13 protein-coding genes, 1 tRNA gene and 1 riboswitch are annotated in these 12,966 nt (G+C 67.4%); of the genes, 9 read left to right on the top strand and 5 right to left on the bottom strand.

What is annotated here, in order from left to right; all coding sequences use genetic code 11:
• Positions 1 to 158: 158 nt before the first annotated feature.
• The 4 genes from EDL96_RS00630 to EDL96_RS00615 all read right to left on the bottom strand — a co-directional run bounded on the left by EDL96_RS00630 (position 159) and on the right by EDL96_RS00615 (position 2,668).
• Entirely contained in the window at positions 159 to 1,172 is a 1,014-nt protein-coding gene (locus EDL96_RS00630) for an AEC family transporter (protein ID WP_123823528.1), read from the bottom strand.
• A 3-nt stretch (positions 1,173 to 1,175) separates the two neighbouring features.
• Complete coding sequence (panD, locus tag EDL96_RS00625) at positions 1,176 to 1,595, bottom strand: aspartate 1-decarboxylase (protein ID WP_123823527.1); 420 nt, start codon at positions 1,593 to 1,595, stop codon at positions 1,176 to 1,178.
• A 151-nt stretch (positions 1,596 to 1,746) separates the two neighbouring features.
• Positions 1,747 to 2,361 carry a class I SAM-dependent methyltransferase gene (locus EDL96_RS00620; protein WP_233568596.1) on the bottom strand — a complete coding sequence of 205 codons (615 nt, stop codon included), beginning with the start codon at positions 2,359 to 2,361 and terminating at the stop codon, positions 1,747 to 1,749.
• A gap of 233 nt (positions 2,362 to 2,594) precedes the next feature.
• A tRNA-Gly gene (locus tag EDL96_RS00615) sits at positions 2,595 to 2,668 on the bottom strand.
• 166 nt (positions 2,669 to 2,834) lie between these two features.
• Between EDL96_RS00615 and dcd the strand changes: the two genes are divergently transcribed.
• The gene (gene dcd, locus EDL96_RS00610) at positions 2,835 to 3,410 is read left to right on the top strand and encodes a dCTP deaminase (RefSeq protein WP_123823526.1); all 576 of its coding nucleotides are present in this window, start codon (positions 2,835 to 2,837) and stop codon (positions 3,408 to 3,410) included.
• A gap of 31 nt (positions 3,411 to 3,441) precedes the next feature.
• Here dcd and EDL96_RS00605 read toward each other — a convergent pair whose 3' ends face one another.
• On the bottom strand, positions 3,442 to 4,785 hold the full coding sequence (locus EDL96_RS00605) for an MFS transporter (RefSeq protein ID WP_123823525.1): 1,344 nt from the start codon (positions 4,783 to 4,785) through the stop codon (positions 3,442 to 3,444).
• 210 nt (positions 4,786 to 4,995) lie between these two features.
• Here EDL96_RS00605 and EDL96_RS00600 point away from each other — a divergent pair, with 210 nt between their 5' ends.
• The 8 genes from EDL96_RS00600 (at position 4,996) to EDL96_RS00565 (ending at position 12,965) form a co-directional block, all read left to right on the top strand.
• On the top strand, positions 4,996 to 8,133 hold the full coding sequence (locus tag EDL96_RS00600; protein WP_123823524.1) for a Na+/H+ antiporter subunit A: 3,138 nt from the start codon (positions 4,996 to 4,998) through the stop codon (positions 8,131 to 8,133).
• The gene (locus tag EDL96_RS00595; protein ID WP_123823523.1) at positions 8,130 to 8,639 is read left to right on the top strand and encodes a Na(+)/H(+) antiporter subunit C; all 510 of its coding nucleotides are present in this window, start codon (positions 8,130 to 8,132) and stop codon (positions 8,637 to 8,639) included. The genes EDL96_RS00600 and EDL96_RS00595 overlap by 4 nt, the downstream gene beginning before the upstream one ends.
• Complete coding sequence (locus tag EDL96_RS00590; protein ID WP_123823522.1) at positions 8,636 to 10,303, top strand: Na+/H+ antiporter subunit D; 1,668 nt, start codon at positions 8,636 to 8,638, stop codon at positions 10,301 to 10,303. The genes EDL96_RS00595 and EDL96_RS00590 overlap by 4 nt, the downstream gene beginning before the upstream one ends.
• Positions 10,300 to 10,947 (top strand): Na+/H+ antiporter subunit E, encoded by a 648-nt coding sequence (locus EDL96_RS00585; RefSeq protein ID WP_123823521.1) that lies wholly within the window; start codon positions 10,300 to 10,302, stop codon positions 10,945 to 10,947. The genes EDL96_RS00590 and EDL96_RS00585 overlap by 4 nt, the downstream gene beginning before the upstream one ends.
• Positions 10,944 to 11,300, top strand: coding sequence for a monovalent cation/H+ antiporter complex subunit F (locus EDL96_RS00580; RefSeq protein WP_123823520.1), 357 nt, complete (start codon positions 10,944 to 10,946; stop codon positions 11,298 to 11,300). Before EDL96_RS00585 ends, EDL96_RS00580 begins: the two co-directional genes overlap by 4 nt.
• Entirely contained in the window at positions 11,297 to 11,698 is a 402-nt protein-coding gene (gene mnhG, locus EDL96_RS00575) for a monovalent cation/H(+) antiporter subunit G (RefSeq protein WP_123823519.1), read from the top strand. The genes EDL96_RS00580 and mnhG overlap by 4 nt, the downstream gene beginning before the upstream one ends.
• Before the next feature lie 95 nt (positions 11,699 to 11,793).
• Entirely contained in the window at positions 11,794 to 12,045 is a 252-nt protein-coding gene (locus EDL96_RS00570; protein WP_123823518.1) for a DUF4235 domain-containing protein, read from the top strand.
• Positions 12,046 to 12,145: 100 nt separating this feature from the next.
• Positions 12,146 to 12,248, top strand: a riboswitch (TPP riboswitch).
• Positions 12,249 to 12,329: 81 nt separating this feature from the next.
• Positions 12,330 to 12,965 (top strand): ECF transporter S component, encoded by a 636-nt coding sequence (locus EDL96_RS00565; RefSeq protein WP_123823517.1) that lies wholly within the window; start codon positions 12,330 to 12,332, stop codon positions 12,963 to 12,965.
• Position 12,966 lies beyond the last annotated feature (1 nt).

The following is a 12,966-nucleotide window of genomic DNA, read 5'->3' as shown; positions in this document are numbered from 1 at the left end:
AAAACGCCAGATTACTCTGGACTGTGAATCTCAACACAATCGAGAACTTCGTGTTTCCGAGGTGGCGTTCAGGTCACTTCAAGGTTTGCTTCAGGTGGGCGCTACCTGCTAGTAACGCGGCGCCGTTCCGGGCCTCGGAGGAGTGGGGCGGGTCGGGGTCAGGCCAGGACCAGCGCGACCAGGGCCATCGTCGCCATGGCCACCACGGAGGTCACCAGGACCACGTCGCGGGACACCGCTTCCGCGGTGCGGTAACGAATCGCAGCAACGTAGATGTTCTGCGCCGTGGGCAGGGCCGCCATGAGTACGACCCCGTACAACGTGGTGCCCTCCAGCCCCATGGCCAGCCCGATCAGCCAGGCCAGTGCCGGCATCACCACGAGTTTGAGGACGCTGAGGACCGCGACCTGAACCTTGTGCGCCCGTGAGCCCTCCAGTGGACGGTGCTGCGTCAGGGACATGCCGAAGGCGGCGAGCATGCACGGGATCGCCGCCCCGGCGATCAGTTCGACCGGTTGTTCCGCGATCCTGGGCAGGTGCCAGTCCATGGCCGCGAACAGGACTCCCAGGAGGGAACCCATGACCATGGGGTTGGTGAACACCGATCGCAGGATCGAGACGATGTTGGGGCGTCGGCCCAGAACGGCGACGTCCATGATCGTCAGGTACACCGGGGTGTTGATGGCCAGCTGGAACAGGATGACGGGTACGACGTAGGACGGGTCGCCCAGCACGAACGTGGTCAACGGGATGCCCAGGTTCGCCGAGTTGACCTGCGATGCCGTCTGGCCGGACATCACGATCTGACCGAGTCCGGGGCGGTGCTCCTCGTCCCGGATCCGGACGCCGTCGCGCACCGTGGGCCGGGAAGTCGCGGGGGTGTCCGGGTGGTTGGCGCGACGACGCACGCGCCGGTAGGTGCCGTACAGACCCCACCACAGTGCGGCCGTGCCCCATGCGGAAAGCATCGCCACGGCCAGTGGGGCCGAGAGGATGACCGCGATGTCCGCCTCGGAGACGGTCAGGAACAGAAGGCAGGGGGAGGCGACCCAGAACGCGAACTGGCTGATGGTCCGTTGGCCGCCCTCGCCGAGGACCCCGGCGCGCCCGACCAGGGCGCCGACCAGGATGATCGTCCAGATGACCGCGAAACCGGCCAGAACCCCCGCCACGGATCAGTGATTGACGATGGCGCCCGCGGGGGTGCGGACGTCGTCGAGGACTGCTTCCGCGGGGTCCTCCCCGAGGTGCACCATCCGGTTCTTCGCGTCGACATGGACGACGTGGGGCACGAAAGCCCGGGCCTCTGCGTCCTCCATCTGGGCGTAGGCGATCAGGATGACCACGTCCCCCGGGTGGACCAGGTGTGCTGCGGCGCCGTTGATGCCGATGACGCCGGACCCGCGTTCACCCGGGATGGTGTAGGTCTCCAGTCGGGCGCCGTTGGTGACGTCCACGATCTGGACCTGCTGGCCGGGAAGGATGTCGGCGGCCTCGAGCAGGTCGAGGTCGATGGTCACGGAGCCGACGTAGTCGAGGTCCGCGTGGGTGACCGTGGCGCGGTGGATCTTGCCGGTGAACATGGTGCGCAACATGGCGCCTCCCGAGAACGACTGGGCCGGTGCGCGGGTGGCGCGCGGCGGCCGGTTGGTGGAGTGCTCTGACGAGCGGGGTGCTGGACGGTGGCTGGACCTGGTTGGACCGATTTGGACCTGGTTGGACCGAAGCGGGTCGAGAGGGGGCGGGTCAGGCCCCGGTGCCGAGGACGGCGACGAGGAAGTCGCTGTTCCTGCGGTAGGGGCGAAGGTCCCACGTGGAGAACCGTTGGATCGAGGTGAAGCCGGCTTCCGCGGCGTCGTCGAAGAACTGTTCAGGATCGTAGCCGCGGCCGCTCCCGAACCCGATCACCGCACGCCCGTCGGGGGCAAGGTGGTCGCGGAACCCGTCGAGGACCGCGCCGTAGGTGCCGGGTGCCAGGAAAGTCATGACGTTGCCCGCGCACACGATCGCGTCGAATCCGTGCGTGCCCGCGGGCTTCAGAACGGAGTCCAGCAGGTCCAGGTGCGCCAGGTCGCCGTGGGCCCAGGTCACCTCCGGGTGGTCGCGGCGGGCCGCGTCCACGAGCACGGGATCGACGTCGACGCCGACCACCGAGTGACCGCGGCGGGCGAGTTCGCCACCGATCCGGCCCGGACCGCAGCCGGCGTCGAGCACGCGGCTGCCGCGTTCGAGCATGGCGTCGACGAGCCGTGCTTCACCGTTGAGGTCAGCGCCTTCCTGGCGCATGGTCTCGAAGCGCTGGATGTAGCGGTCGGAGTGGCGCGGGTCTCGGGCCACGACCGCCTCCCACAGGGTGGTCAGCCGATCTGCCGGGGCACCGCTGGGCGCCAGGTTGCCCGGTACGTCGGGCAGGCCGAGTTCGGGGCTCACGCGGGTCTCCTTCCGATCCACCTCACCTGATATCGGCACTTGACACAGGCACTCGATCCACAGCACTTGCGCCGCGCATCACCGCGGGTGCCGTGCCGAAATGTCGGTCACTCCGCATGAAAAACGCCCGTCGACCTGGGAGGCCACGGGCGCTTTCCATGGTGTGGAGCGGCTGACGGGAATCGAACCCGCGTATCAGGCTTGGGAAGCGTGCGCTCTACCATTGAGCTACAGCCGCAAGGTGTCAGAGGTGCGTTCGCAACGGTCCGAGGACCGGGTTTACGAGAAGAACCTCTTACGTGCCTGAATGCACTGCCCGACTTTAGTGAGCCCGTGACAACCACGTCAACTCGATCAGCCCAGGGCTCAACCGCCCGGCCGCTCGGTGCGCTAGCGTGGGCCGCGTGCTGCTCTCTGATCGTGACATTCGCGCGGAACTCGAGGCCGGACGGGTCCAGTTGGACCCCTACATTCCGGAGATGATCCAGCCTTCGAGCATCGACGTGCGCCTGGACCGCTGGTTCCGGCTGTTCGACAACCACAAGTACGCGGTGATCGACCCCGCGGAGGACCAGCCCGATCTGACCCGCCTGGTCGAGGTGGATCCCGAGGAGCCGTTCGTCCTGCATCCGGGGGAGTTCGTCCTGGGAGCCACCTACGAGAAGGTGACTCTGCCGGACGACGTCGCCGCCCGCCTCGAAGGGAAGTCCTCCCTGGGGCGTCTCGGTCTGTTGACCCATTCGACCGCCGGATTCATCGACCCGGGGTTCAGCGGCCACGTGACCCTGGAGTTGTCGAACATGGCCACCCTGCCCATCAAGCTGTGGCCCGGGTCCAAGGTGGGGCAGCTGTGCTTCTTCCGGTTGTCCTCACCCGCCGACTTCCCGTACGGGACGGGAGACCACAAGAACCGATACCAGGGGCAGCGCGGCCCCACGGCCTCGCGCTCTCACCTCAACTTCCACCGCACCAAGATCTGACCGGCGCCGCCGACCACCGTGGGTACGGCATTCAGTCGATCACGGTACGACGGCGAGGGTCCGGTAGGGGCAGCAGCATCGCCAGCCCCAGGGCCACAACGAGCATGATGCCGAGGATGCCCCACCGCTGTTGCCCCGTGAAATGGATGGCCAGCCCGAACAACGCGGGAGCCAGGAAACTCGCCGCGCGGCCCGTGGTCGCGTACAGGCCGTAGAGCGCGCCTTCGGTGCCGGGGGTGGTCAGCCGCGAGAGATACGCCCGAGCCGAAGCCTGGGCGGGACCGACGGCAAGACTCAGAGCGATCGCACACACCCAGAACGACAGGTGCGAGGTCAGAAACAACAACGGGGTGGCGAAGGCGATCACCCAGACCAGTGCCGTGACGATCACGGACTTGGGTCCGAACCGGTCATCCAGCTGACCACCGAGCAGGGCTCCCAGGCCGGCCGCGAGGTTCGCCACGATCGCGAACGTCATGACCTGCGCCAGGGAGAATCCGAACGTCCCCGCGGCGATCACACCGCCGAAGGTGAAGATGCCAGAGAGCCCGTCGCGGAAGACCGCCGAGGCCATCAGGAAGAACAGGGCCGTGCGGTCCTTGCGCCAGAGGTCGGCCACCATGGCGGCGATCTCCCGGTAGGCCTCGACCAGCCCGGCCCGCGGGACTCGAGTCCTCGCGGGCCCTTCGCCCGGGCCCTGAGCCGTGCCGCGCTCGCGGCGCCAGAGGGCCACCACCAGTGGTACCGCAAGTGCGGCGCACCAGAGCGCACAGAACAGTGCGACCGCGCGAACGTTGAGTGCTTCGTGCGTCGGGAGACCCAGGAAGCCCGGGCTGATGAAGCCGAACAGGACGAACGCCGTCGCCAGGATCGAGCCGATGTACCCGAAACCCCAGCCGCGGCCGCTGATCGTGCCCACCTTGTCCGCCGGAGCCAGCGTCGGGAGCACCGCGTAGTAGTCGACGTTGGCCAGTTCCTTGGCCGCCGTGGCCACGCTGAGCAGGGCCACACCGAGCAGCAGGAACCGTTCGTGGGGTGCGACCACGAAGCAGGCCGCGGTGGCCAGCACACACAGGCCTCCGAACAGGGCGATCCCGGGGGCCCTGCGGCCGGAGCGGTCGGAGAGCCTGCCGATCGCAGGTGCCAGCAGGGCCACCAGGACGGCTGCCGTGGCCGTCCCGACGGACAGCACCTTCGAGTTGTGCTCGGTTGTGCCGAAAGCGGAACTGGTCAGATAGGTCGTGAAGACGAACGTGATCATCAGAGCGTCGATCACGGACACCGCGACGTCGTAGAGGTACCAGGACAGCACGGTGGATCGGGGCGCCGACGGCGATGTGGCCAGGGGGGTCGGCTGCACTGGGGCGGTGCTCATGGGCCAAGGCTACGGTGCGCGGGATCACAGCGATCGCGTAACCCGGCGAAAAGCTGAAAGTGTCCGATTGATAGGATCGGTGTCGGCTCGCTCGGCGTCCGGGCCCCACACCCCTGTCCGGACCACGAGACTGTCGCTCCCGAGCGGAGTGGACGCTCCACGTCTCCCGGAGCCGGGTGTAACCGCCCCAGCGTAGGCCTCGGAGGTGCCATGCTCACAGTGCTCGTCGCCCACGCCGTGGCTGCACTGTTGGCGCCCGTGATCTTCCGGCGCCTGGGTCGTAACGCGTTCTATGTCTTGGCGGCCGTTCCCGCGGCGTCGTTCGTCTGGTTGCTGACCCGGTGGCCGTCCGTGTCCGTGGGTGAGGGCCCCACTCATGTCATGGACTGGGTGCCTGCCCTGGACCTCGAACTCGCCTTCCGAATGGATGCGCTGGCCTGGGCCACCTCGCTGCTGGTCCTGGGCGTCGGGTCGCTGGTCCTGGCGTACTGTGCGCGGTACTTCTCGGCGGACTCACCGGACAAGGGATCCTTCGGCTCCCAGCTGGTCGTGTTCGCCGGGGTGATGTTCGGCCTGGTCACCGCCGATGACCTGATGTTGATGTTCATCTTCTGGGAGATCACCTCCGTCCTGTCGTTCCTGCTGATCGGCTACGCCCGGACGCGCATGTCAGCGCGCCGCGCGGCCATGCAAGCACTTGTGATCACCACGGCCGGCGGGTTGACCATGCTCGTGGGTGTGGTGATGCTCGGCCAGCTCGGGGGCACGTACCGGATCTCCGAACTGATCGCGCAGGCCCCGCAGATCATCTCCGCCCACGAGTCACTCGTCTCCACGGCGGTGGCCCTGCTCCTGGTCGGCGCGGTGACCAAGTCCGCGCTCATTCCGTTCCACTTCTGGCTGCCCGCGGCCATGGCGGCCCCCACCCCGGTGTCGGCGTATCTGCACGCCGCGGCCATGGTCAAGGCCGGCGTCTTCATCGTGGCGCGGTTCGCGCCCGCCTATTCGCAGACCGCCGCCTGGCAGCCCATGCTGCTGGTCATGGGCCTGGGGACCATGCTGTTCGGCGGGTGGGTGGCGCTACGGCAGTACGACCTCAAGCTCATCCTGGCCTACGGCACCGTGAGCCAACTCGGGTTCCTGATCCTGGTGCTGGGGCAGGGCACGGCCGACGCCGCCCTGGGCGGGCTGGCGCTCATGCTCGCCCACGGTTGCTTCAAGGCAACGCTGTTCCTGGTGGTGGGCGTCATCGACCACCAGACCGGTAGCCGTGACATCCGCAAGCTCTCGGGTCTCCATCAGCCCATGCGGGGACTGTTCGTGATCGCGCTGATCGCCGCCGCCTCCATGGCCGGATTCCCCCTGCTCGGAGGGTTTGTGGCCAAGGAGGCGGTGCTGGAAGGCCTGCTGCACGCCGTCGAACACGACGGCGCCGCCGTCGCCTGGATCCGACTGGTGGGCGTGCTGCTGGGCTCCGTGCTCACAGTGGCCTACAGCGCACGCTTCGTGTGGGGCGCTTTTGCCCCCAAGCGAAGCGAGTTCGCCGACCTGCCCGTGGGCTCCGACGGCCGACCCGTGCGCACGCCGTCGCACGGACTGTCCTGGGCGTTCCAGGCACCCGCCGCGGTGCTGACGCTGGTCACGGTGGCCTACGGGCTGTACCCGAAACCCGTGGGGGCCGTCCTCGCTCCATGGGTCGAAACCTTCGCCGGCGAACCGAGCACGTATCTGTCCTGGTGGCACGGTCTGACCCCGGCCCTCGGTTTGTCCGCGACCGTGCTGGGACTCGGGCTGCTCATGTTCGTGCTGCGGATCCAGGTGTCCAGGATCCAGAAGGCCATTCCGCAACTGCCCGCCGGGGAACGCGTGTACCGCGGCGTCATCGACCAGCTCGACCGATTCGCGGTCAAGGTCACCGGCAGCACCCAGCGCGGATCGCTGAGCTTCTACCTCTCGGTCATCCTGGTCACGGCCATCGTGGTTCCCGTGGTCGCGTTGTTCGTGGAGGAGACCCCGCCGTTGGGAGCCATGCGACTCGCGGATTCCTGGGGACAGGTCATCGCCGGCGCCGTCATGGTGGTTGCGGCGATCGCCGTGATCAAGGTCCAGAAGCGGTTCCTCGCGGTCCTGCTGGTGTCCGTGACCGGGTACGGCATGGTCATGATCTTCGCCCTGCACGGCGCACCGGACCTGGCCCTGACACAGGTCCTGGTCGAGACCATCGCCCTGGTGGCCTTCGTCTTGGCCCTCAGGTCCCTGCCAGCCCCGGTGTGGGACACCAAATCAGATCGGACGCGTTTCCCGCGGGCCGTGGTCGCGGTGACCTTCGGCGCGTTCATCACCGTGCTGACCGCGATGTCCATGGCCTCCCGCACGGCCGCGCCCGTCTCCCTGGACATGCCGGAACTCGCCTACGAGATCGGCCACGGCGCGAACGTCGTCAACGTGACCCTGGTGGACATCCGCGCCTGGGACACCTTCGGTGAACTCACCGTGGTGGTCGTGGCGGCCACGGGTGTGGCCTCACTGCTGTTCGTACAAGGCCGCGGGGACCGCATGGTCCGTAGGGCCGCGGTGCCGGACACCGCCCAGCTGCAGCAGATCCAGCAGCGTGCCTCCCAGGCGATCCAGTCGGAAGGCTCGCGGACGGCAAGGGTGTTCCGATCGGAGACGAGCAGTCCCTACATCATCGCGGGACGCACCATGGCCCCGGAATCCCGCTCGATCGTGCTGGAGGTGATCACCCGGCTCCTGTTCCACACGATCATGGTGGTCTCCCTGTACCTGCTGGTGGCGGGGCACAACCTCCCGGGCGGTGGATTCGCGGCCGGTCTCACGGCGGGGCTCGCCCTGACCCTCCGGTACCTGGCCGGCGGGCGTTACGAACTGGAGCGGGCCACCCCGTTCAATGCCGGCACCATGCTGGGGCTCGGTCTGGCCGTGTGCGGCCTCTACGCCGTGGTCCCCGTGTTCTTCGGCGGGTCCGTCATGCAGAGCTACAAGCTCGAGACGACGCTGCCGTTGATCGGTGACGCCTACCTGGTGACCTCCGTGATCTTCGACGTCGGTGTCTATCTGGTGGTCATCGGGCTGGTTCTGGACATCCTGCGTGCACTGGGCGGGCACGTTGACCGTCAGCACGAGGACGAGATCGCCCGGCGCCGTCGTCAGGACCAGGGACGCGGCGGGGCGCGGATCAAGGTGACCCGCGGCCCCACGGCGGATTCCGGCAGCACCGGCTCTGTCACCGTGACCAGGGAAGAACCAGGAGAGGGCCCCGCAGAGATCGCAGAACCCACCACCGGCGCCCTGATCCTCGACCCACTGGAAGGAGGAGACCCCCGATGAGCGTCAATCTGACCCTCCTGATCGTGATGGGCGTCCTCTACTCCGTGGGCGTCTACCTGGTGCTCGAACGCTCCCTGACCCGCGTGGTCTTGGGACTCATGCTGCTCACCAACGCCACGAATCTGCTGATCCTGCACGCCGCCGGGATCCCCGGCCTGGCGCCGCTGTACACCGAGGGCACGGATCCCCGCAGCTACACGGATCCCCTTCCGCAGGCCCTCGTGTTGACCGCCATCGTGATAGGCCTTGCCGTGACCGCGTTCATGCTGGGCCTGATCTACCGGTCCTGGGCCCTGTCCCGCCGTGACGTGATCACCGACGACGCCGAGGACCGTCGCGTGGCCACGCAGTCCGCCTTCGTGGACGAGGAGGACGCGGACCTGCCGCAGGACACCTCCGAATTCGACGACGAGCAACTCGAGGCGCACGAGCGCGAGAACGAACAACGCCATCTGCGTGACCAGCAGTACCGCGACCAGGAGCAGAAACAGGAGGACCGCCGATGAGCATCGACGTCGCTCAGCTCGCCCCCCTGGCGATCATCGTGCCCTTCGTGGGCGCGGCCCTGTCCCTGGTGCTCTTCCACCGCAACCGGTTGCAGCGCCTCGTCGCCATCGGGTCACTGGTGGTCTCGCTCGCCGTCGAAATGCTCGTGCTGGCGACCTCCTGGGACGCGCCCCCCACGTCGGTGAACCTCGGTGGCTGGGAGGCGCCGTTCGGGATCGTGCTGATCGTGGACCAGCTCTCGGCCGTGATGCTGGTGGTCTCCACGATCGTGTCCCTGGCGGTTCTGATCTACGCCACCGGACAGGGTGTGGCTGACGGCGATTCCGCGGGCCCCATTTCGATCTTCCACCCCACGTACCTGATCCTGGTGGCCGGTGTCTCCAACGCGTTCCTGGCGGGGGACCTGTTCAACCTCTACGTGGGGTTCGAGATCTTCCTGGTGGCCTCCTACGTGCTCATGACCATGGGCGGCACAACCCAGCGCATCCGCGCGGGCGTGACCTACGTGGTCGTGTCCATCATTTCCTCCGTGCTGTTCCTGATCGCAATCGCCATGGTCTACGCGGCCACCGGAACGGTGAACATGGCGGATCTCTGCCTGAAACTCGCAGATCTGCCCGTGGGGACGCAGATGCAGCTGCACCTGATGCTGTTGGTGGCCTTCGGGATCAAGGCCGCGGTGTTCCCGCTGTCGTTCTGGCTGCCCGACTCCTACCCGACCGCCTCCGCGCCCGTGACGGCCGTGTTCGCCGGACTGCTGACCAAGGTGGGCGTGTACTCGATCATCCGGACCGAGACGCTGCTGTTTCCCGGCGAGCAGATCAACGGATTGTTGATGTGGGTGTCCCTGCTGACCATGGTCGTGGGGATCCTGGGCGCGCTGGCCCAGATCGACGTCAAGCGTCTGTTGTCGTTCACGCTGGTGAGCCACATCGGGTACATGGTCTTCGGGATCGCGGTGGGCACGGCGGCGGGATTCGCCGCGGTGGTTTACTACGTGGGCCACCACATCATCATCCAGACCAGCCTCTTCCTGGTCGCGGGGCTGATCGAACGCCGGGGCGGGTCCACGAACTCCGATCGTCTGGGAGGCATGGCGCGGCTGGCCCCGGTGCTGGCGGTGCTCTACATGATCCCAGCCCTCAACCTGGGGGGCATCCCGCCGTTCTCCGGGTTCCTGGGCAAGATCGGGTTGTTCCAGGCCGGTGTGGACAACGCGACGTGGCAGACCTACGTGGTGATCTCCGGGGCGGTGCTCACCTCGCTGCTCACGCTGATCGCACTCATGCGCGTGTGGAACCGCGTGTTCCTGCGCACCACGGACGACGCCGATTTCCCCGACCCCGTGCTCCTGGCCCCCAGCCGCGAAGGCCATTGGGGTGCCGGGGCCGTGCAGACCCTCACCCGGGACGAGGGCGGCAGGCAGACCGTGAGCCTGCTCCCGCGCCTCATGGTGTGGCCGACCGCCGTGCTGGTCGTGATCGGTGTGGCCTTGACCGTCTTCGCCGGCCCGTTGTTCGCCGTGGCGGACAACGCGGCCGAGAACCTGGTGAATCCGGGCGCCTACGTCGAAGCCGTACTGGGCCCGGAGGGGGCGCCGTCGGGACCGGTGGAGCAAGCGGCCGGTGACGGGGACTCAGACGGCCGGGAGGTGGCACCGTGAACAGCAACCGAGCCGAATCCGGAGCAGAGTCCCGCGGTGGTCCGCGCCGCACCCACCGGTTCGTCGTCGAGATCCCCCTGATCCTGTGGCTCGTGGTGGTCTGGGCCGTTCTGTGGGGGGAGCTGACGGTCAAGAACCTGGTGGTCGGTGTGATCTTCGCCCTGCTGGTCACCCGCGTCCTGGCACTGCCTCCGGTCGCCCTGTCCCATCGCTTCAACGTTCTCCAGGCCGTGGTCATGGCTGTCACGTTCCTGTACCAGGTGGTCAAGGCCAGCTTCCAGGTTCTGTGGGTCGCGATCCGCAAGGGCCCCAACGTCCGGAGCGCACTGGTCGCGGTCAAACTCCGCACGGTCAACGACCTCATGATCGCTGCCGTCGGCAACACCACGGGGGTGATCCCGGGTTCCGTGTTGATCGAGGTCGACCGATCCACGGCAACGCTCTACTTCCATGCCCTGGACGTCGACGACGACGCCGACGTGGAAGCCTTCCGCAACGGTGTGCTGCGGACCGAGGCGGCGTGGATCAGGGTGATCGGCACCCGGGAGGAGCTGGACCTGCTCAAGGCGGAGGATCAACGACTGGGGCGACGTCGGCCCCTGGCCGTCCTGAGCTCACCCCGGCGTTCGGAGGTGGAAGCGTGAACCCCTATGTTCTGGTGACCGCGGTGCTCCTGCTCTCCGGCGGCGCCGTCGGTGTCCTGTACCGGCTGGTCAAGGGGCCGTCCCTGCTGGACCGTGTCTTGGCCAGTGACGTGCTGCTGGCCATCGTGGCCGCGGCCGTGTGCGTGGACATGGTGTGGAAGGGCACCACGGACTACATGATTCTCACGGTGATGATCTCCCTGGTGGGTTTCCTGGCCTCCGTGACCTTCGCACGATTCGTGCAGTCCCGTCCCTCTCGACACCCGGACGCGGGTCGTGGCGGTTCGGCCTGGGAGGACGCGGAGGCGCCGCGGCAGAGCACGCAGGACACGTCCGCGACGGAGGGCCGATGATGCAGACCGTTCTGGACGTCGTCGGATCCGTATTACTGCTGGTGGGGTGCCTCATGGCGTTCGCCGCCGGGGTGGGGTTGGTCCGACTGCCGGATGTCCTCACGCGTATGCACGCGGCCACCAAGCCCCAGGTGCTCGGGTTGTTGTGCGTCCTGCTGGCCGTGATCGTCATGAACCGGGCGTGGGCCCTGCTGCCGCTGGCCCTGCTGGGGTGGGTGTTCATGCTCCTGACGGCACCCGTCAGCGCTCACATGGTGGGACGGGCCAGCTACCGGAGCAAGCACGTCAAGGAGGAAGGCGTGGTCAAGGACGAACTGGCGATTGCTCTGCGCGAAAACACGCCGGTCGAATCACAACTTGAGCAGTGGGCTGATGGCTCGGAGGACCAGTCGCGCTAGTGTTTGTCATGAACCGCGTTGGTGCACCCGGTCCTGCAAGGACTGGGCGTGCCACCCGTCCACCACGGACCTGCGCGTCCGGGTAAGGAGAGAACATGAACGACAAGGTTGTGGGCCTGGCCGGAACCGCGGCGTCCCTCGCGGGCGTCACGGCGGCGAACAAGGGACTGGGTGCCGTGTGGGCAAAGCTCACCGGTAACCCGCCGCCCGCCAAGAACCCGGATCCTGAGGAGCGGTGGGCTGACATCCTGCTGTGGGCCGTGATCACCGGCGTGGTCACCACGGTGGTGCGTGTGGCAGTGACCCGTCAGGTCACCAAGATGCAAAGCAACCAGGGCGAGTCCTGACACTCGGCCCCTTGCAGACGGTCGTCGAGGGCCGGTTGCCAACCCGTGAGAACGGGCGGCAACCGGCCCTCGCGCATTGGTAGAGTGGGCAAGCACTGAAAACGAACGACAGGGGAGCGCGCGAGCGCTGAGAGTGCGGGAGACCGCAGACCCTCGAACCTGATCCGGTTAGTACCGGCGAAGGGAGTCGAGTATCTCGAGGTGTTGCACCGGCTGCGTCCGGTTCCCACCTCCCCCTCCTGAGACCGGGACGGACTGACGGTCCGTCCCCGCAGGAGGAAACCATGACCTCAACAACATCTCACAGCCCGGGAACCGGTTCGAACGGTTCTCCACGCGGGGCGACCCGCACCGGTGCCGCGTTGCGCTGGCGGGTGGTGGACCTGGTGGTGCTGGCCGTCCTGGCCGCAGCCGGTGGCGTGATCTTCTGGGCCTGGTCCAATCTGATCTACCCCGTGATCACCGGTGCGTCCGTGGCGTATCCGCCCGCCGCCGGTCTGATGCTCGGTGGATGGCTCGTGGCCGGGACCCTGGGCGGGCTCATCATCCGCAAACCGGGTGCCGCCCTGCTGTGCGAACTCCTCGCGGCGATCTTCGAAGGTGTCATGGGAACTCACTTCGGGCTGACCGTGGTGATTTCCGGGATCGTGCAAGGTTTGGGTGCCGAGCTGGTCTTCGCCGCGGTGCGGTACCGCCGGGCCGGCCTCGGCGTGGCTGCGGCCGCGGGTGCCTTGTCCGGCCTGTTCGGCAGCATCTCCGAGTGTCTGCTCTACTACTACGAATGGCCTGTTGCCCACCAAGGGGTGTACGTGGCCCTGGCGACCCTCTCGGGTGCCGTCATCGCGGGTGTGGCGATGTGGCTGCTGGTCCGGGCTCTGCGCGGTACCGGCGTCCTTTCCGCCCTGGCTTCCGGGCGTTGAC

The sequence above is a fragment of the Kocuria soli genome, assembly GCF_003797835.1.
Taxonomy (GTDB): domain Bacteria; phylum Actinomycetota; class Actinomycetes; order Actinomycetales; family Micrococcaceae; genus Kocuria; species Kocuria soli.
Note: the sequence above shows the minus strand (reverse complement) of the source record. Positions and strands in the feature narration are given on the sequence as shown.

What these genes read in the sequence shown, in the direction of transcription:
- EDL96_RS00590 (WP_123823522.1), top strand. Translation starts at nt 8,636, where the DNA reads ATGAGCATCGACGTCGCTCAGCTCGCCCCCCTGGCGATCATCGTGCCC.
- EDL96_RS00600 (WP_123823524.1), top strand. Translation starts at nt 4,996, where the DNA reads ATGCTCACAGTGCTCGTCGCCCACGCCGTGGCTGCACTGTTGGCGCCC.
- panD (WP_123823527.1), bottom strand. Translation starts at nt 1,595, where the DNA reads ATGTTGCGCACCATGTTCACCGGCAAGATCCACCGCGCCACGGTCACC.
- EDL96_RS00565 (WP_123823517.1), top strand. Translation starts at nt 12,330, where the DNA reads ATGACCTCAACAACATCTCACAGCCCGGGAACCGGTTCGAACGGTTCT.
- EDL96_RS00605 (WP_123823525.1), bottom strand. Translation starts at nt 4,785, where the DNA reads ATGAGCACCGCCCCAGTGCAGCCGACCCCCCTGGCCACATCGCCGTCG.
- EDL96_RS00570 (WP_123823518.1), top strand. Translation starts at nt 11,794, where the DNA reads ATGAACGACAAGGTTGTGGGCCTGGCCGGAACCGCGGCGTCCCTCGCG.
- EDL96_RS00595 (WP_123823523.1), top strand. Translation starts at nt 8,130, where the DNA reads ATGAGCGTCAATCTGACCCTCCTGATCGTGATGGGCGTCCTCTACTCC.
- mnhG (WP_123823519.1), top strand. Translation starts at nt 11,297, where the DNA reads ATGATGCAGACCGTTCTGGACGTCGTCGGATCCGTATTACTGCTGGTG.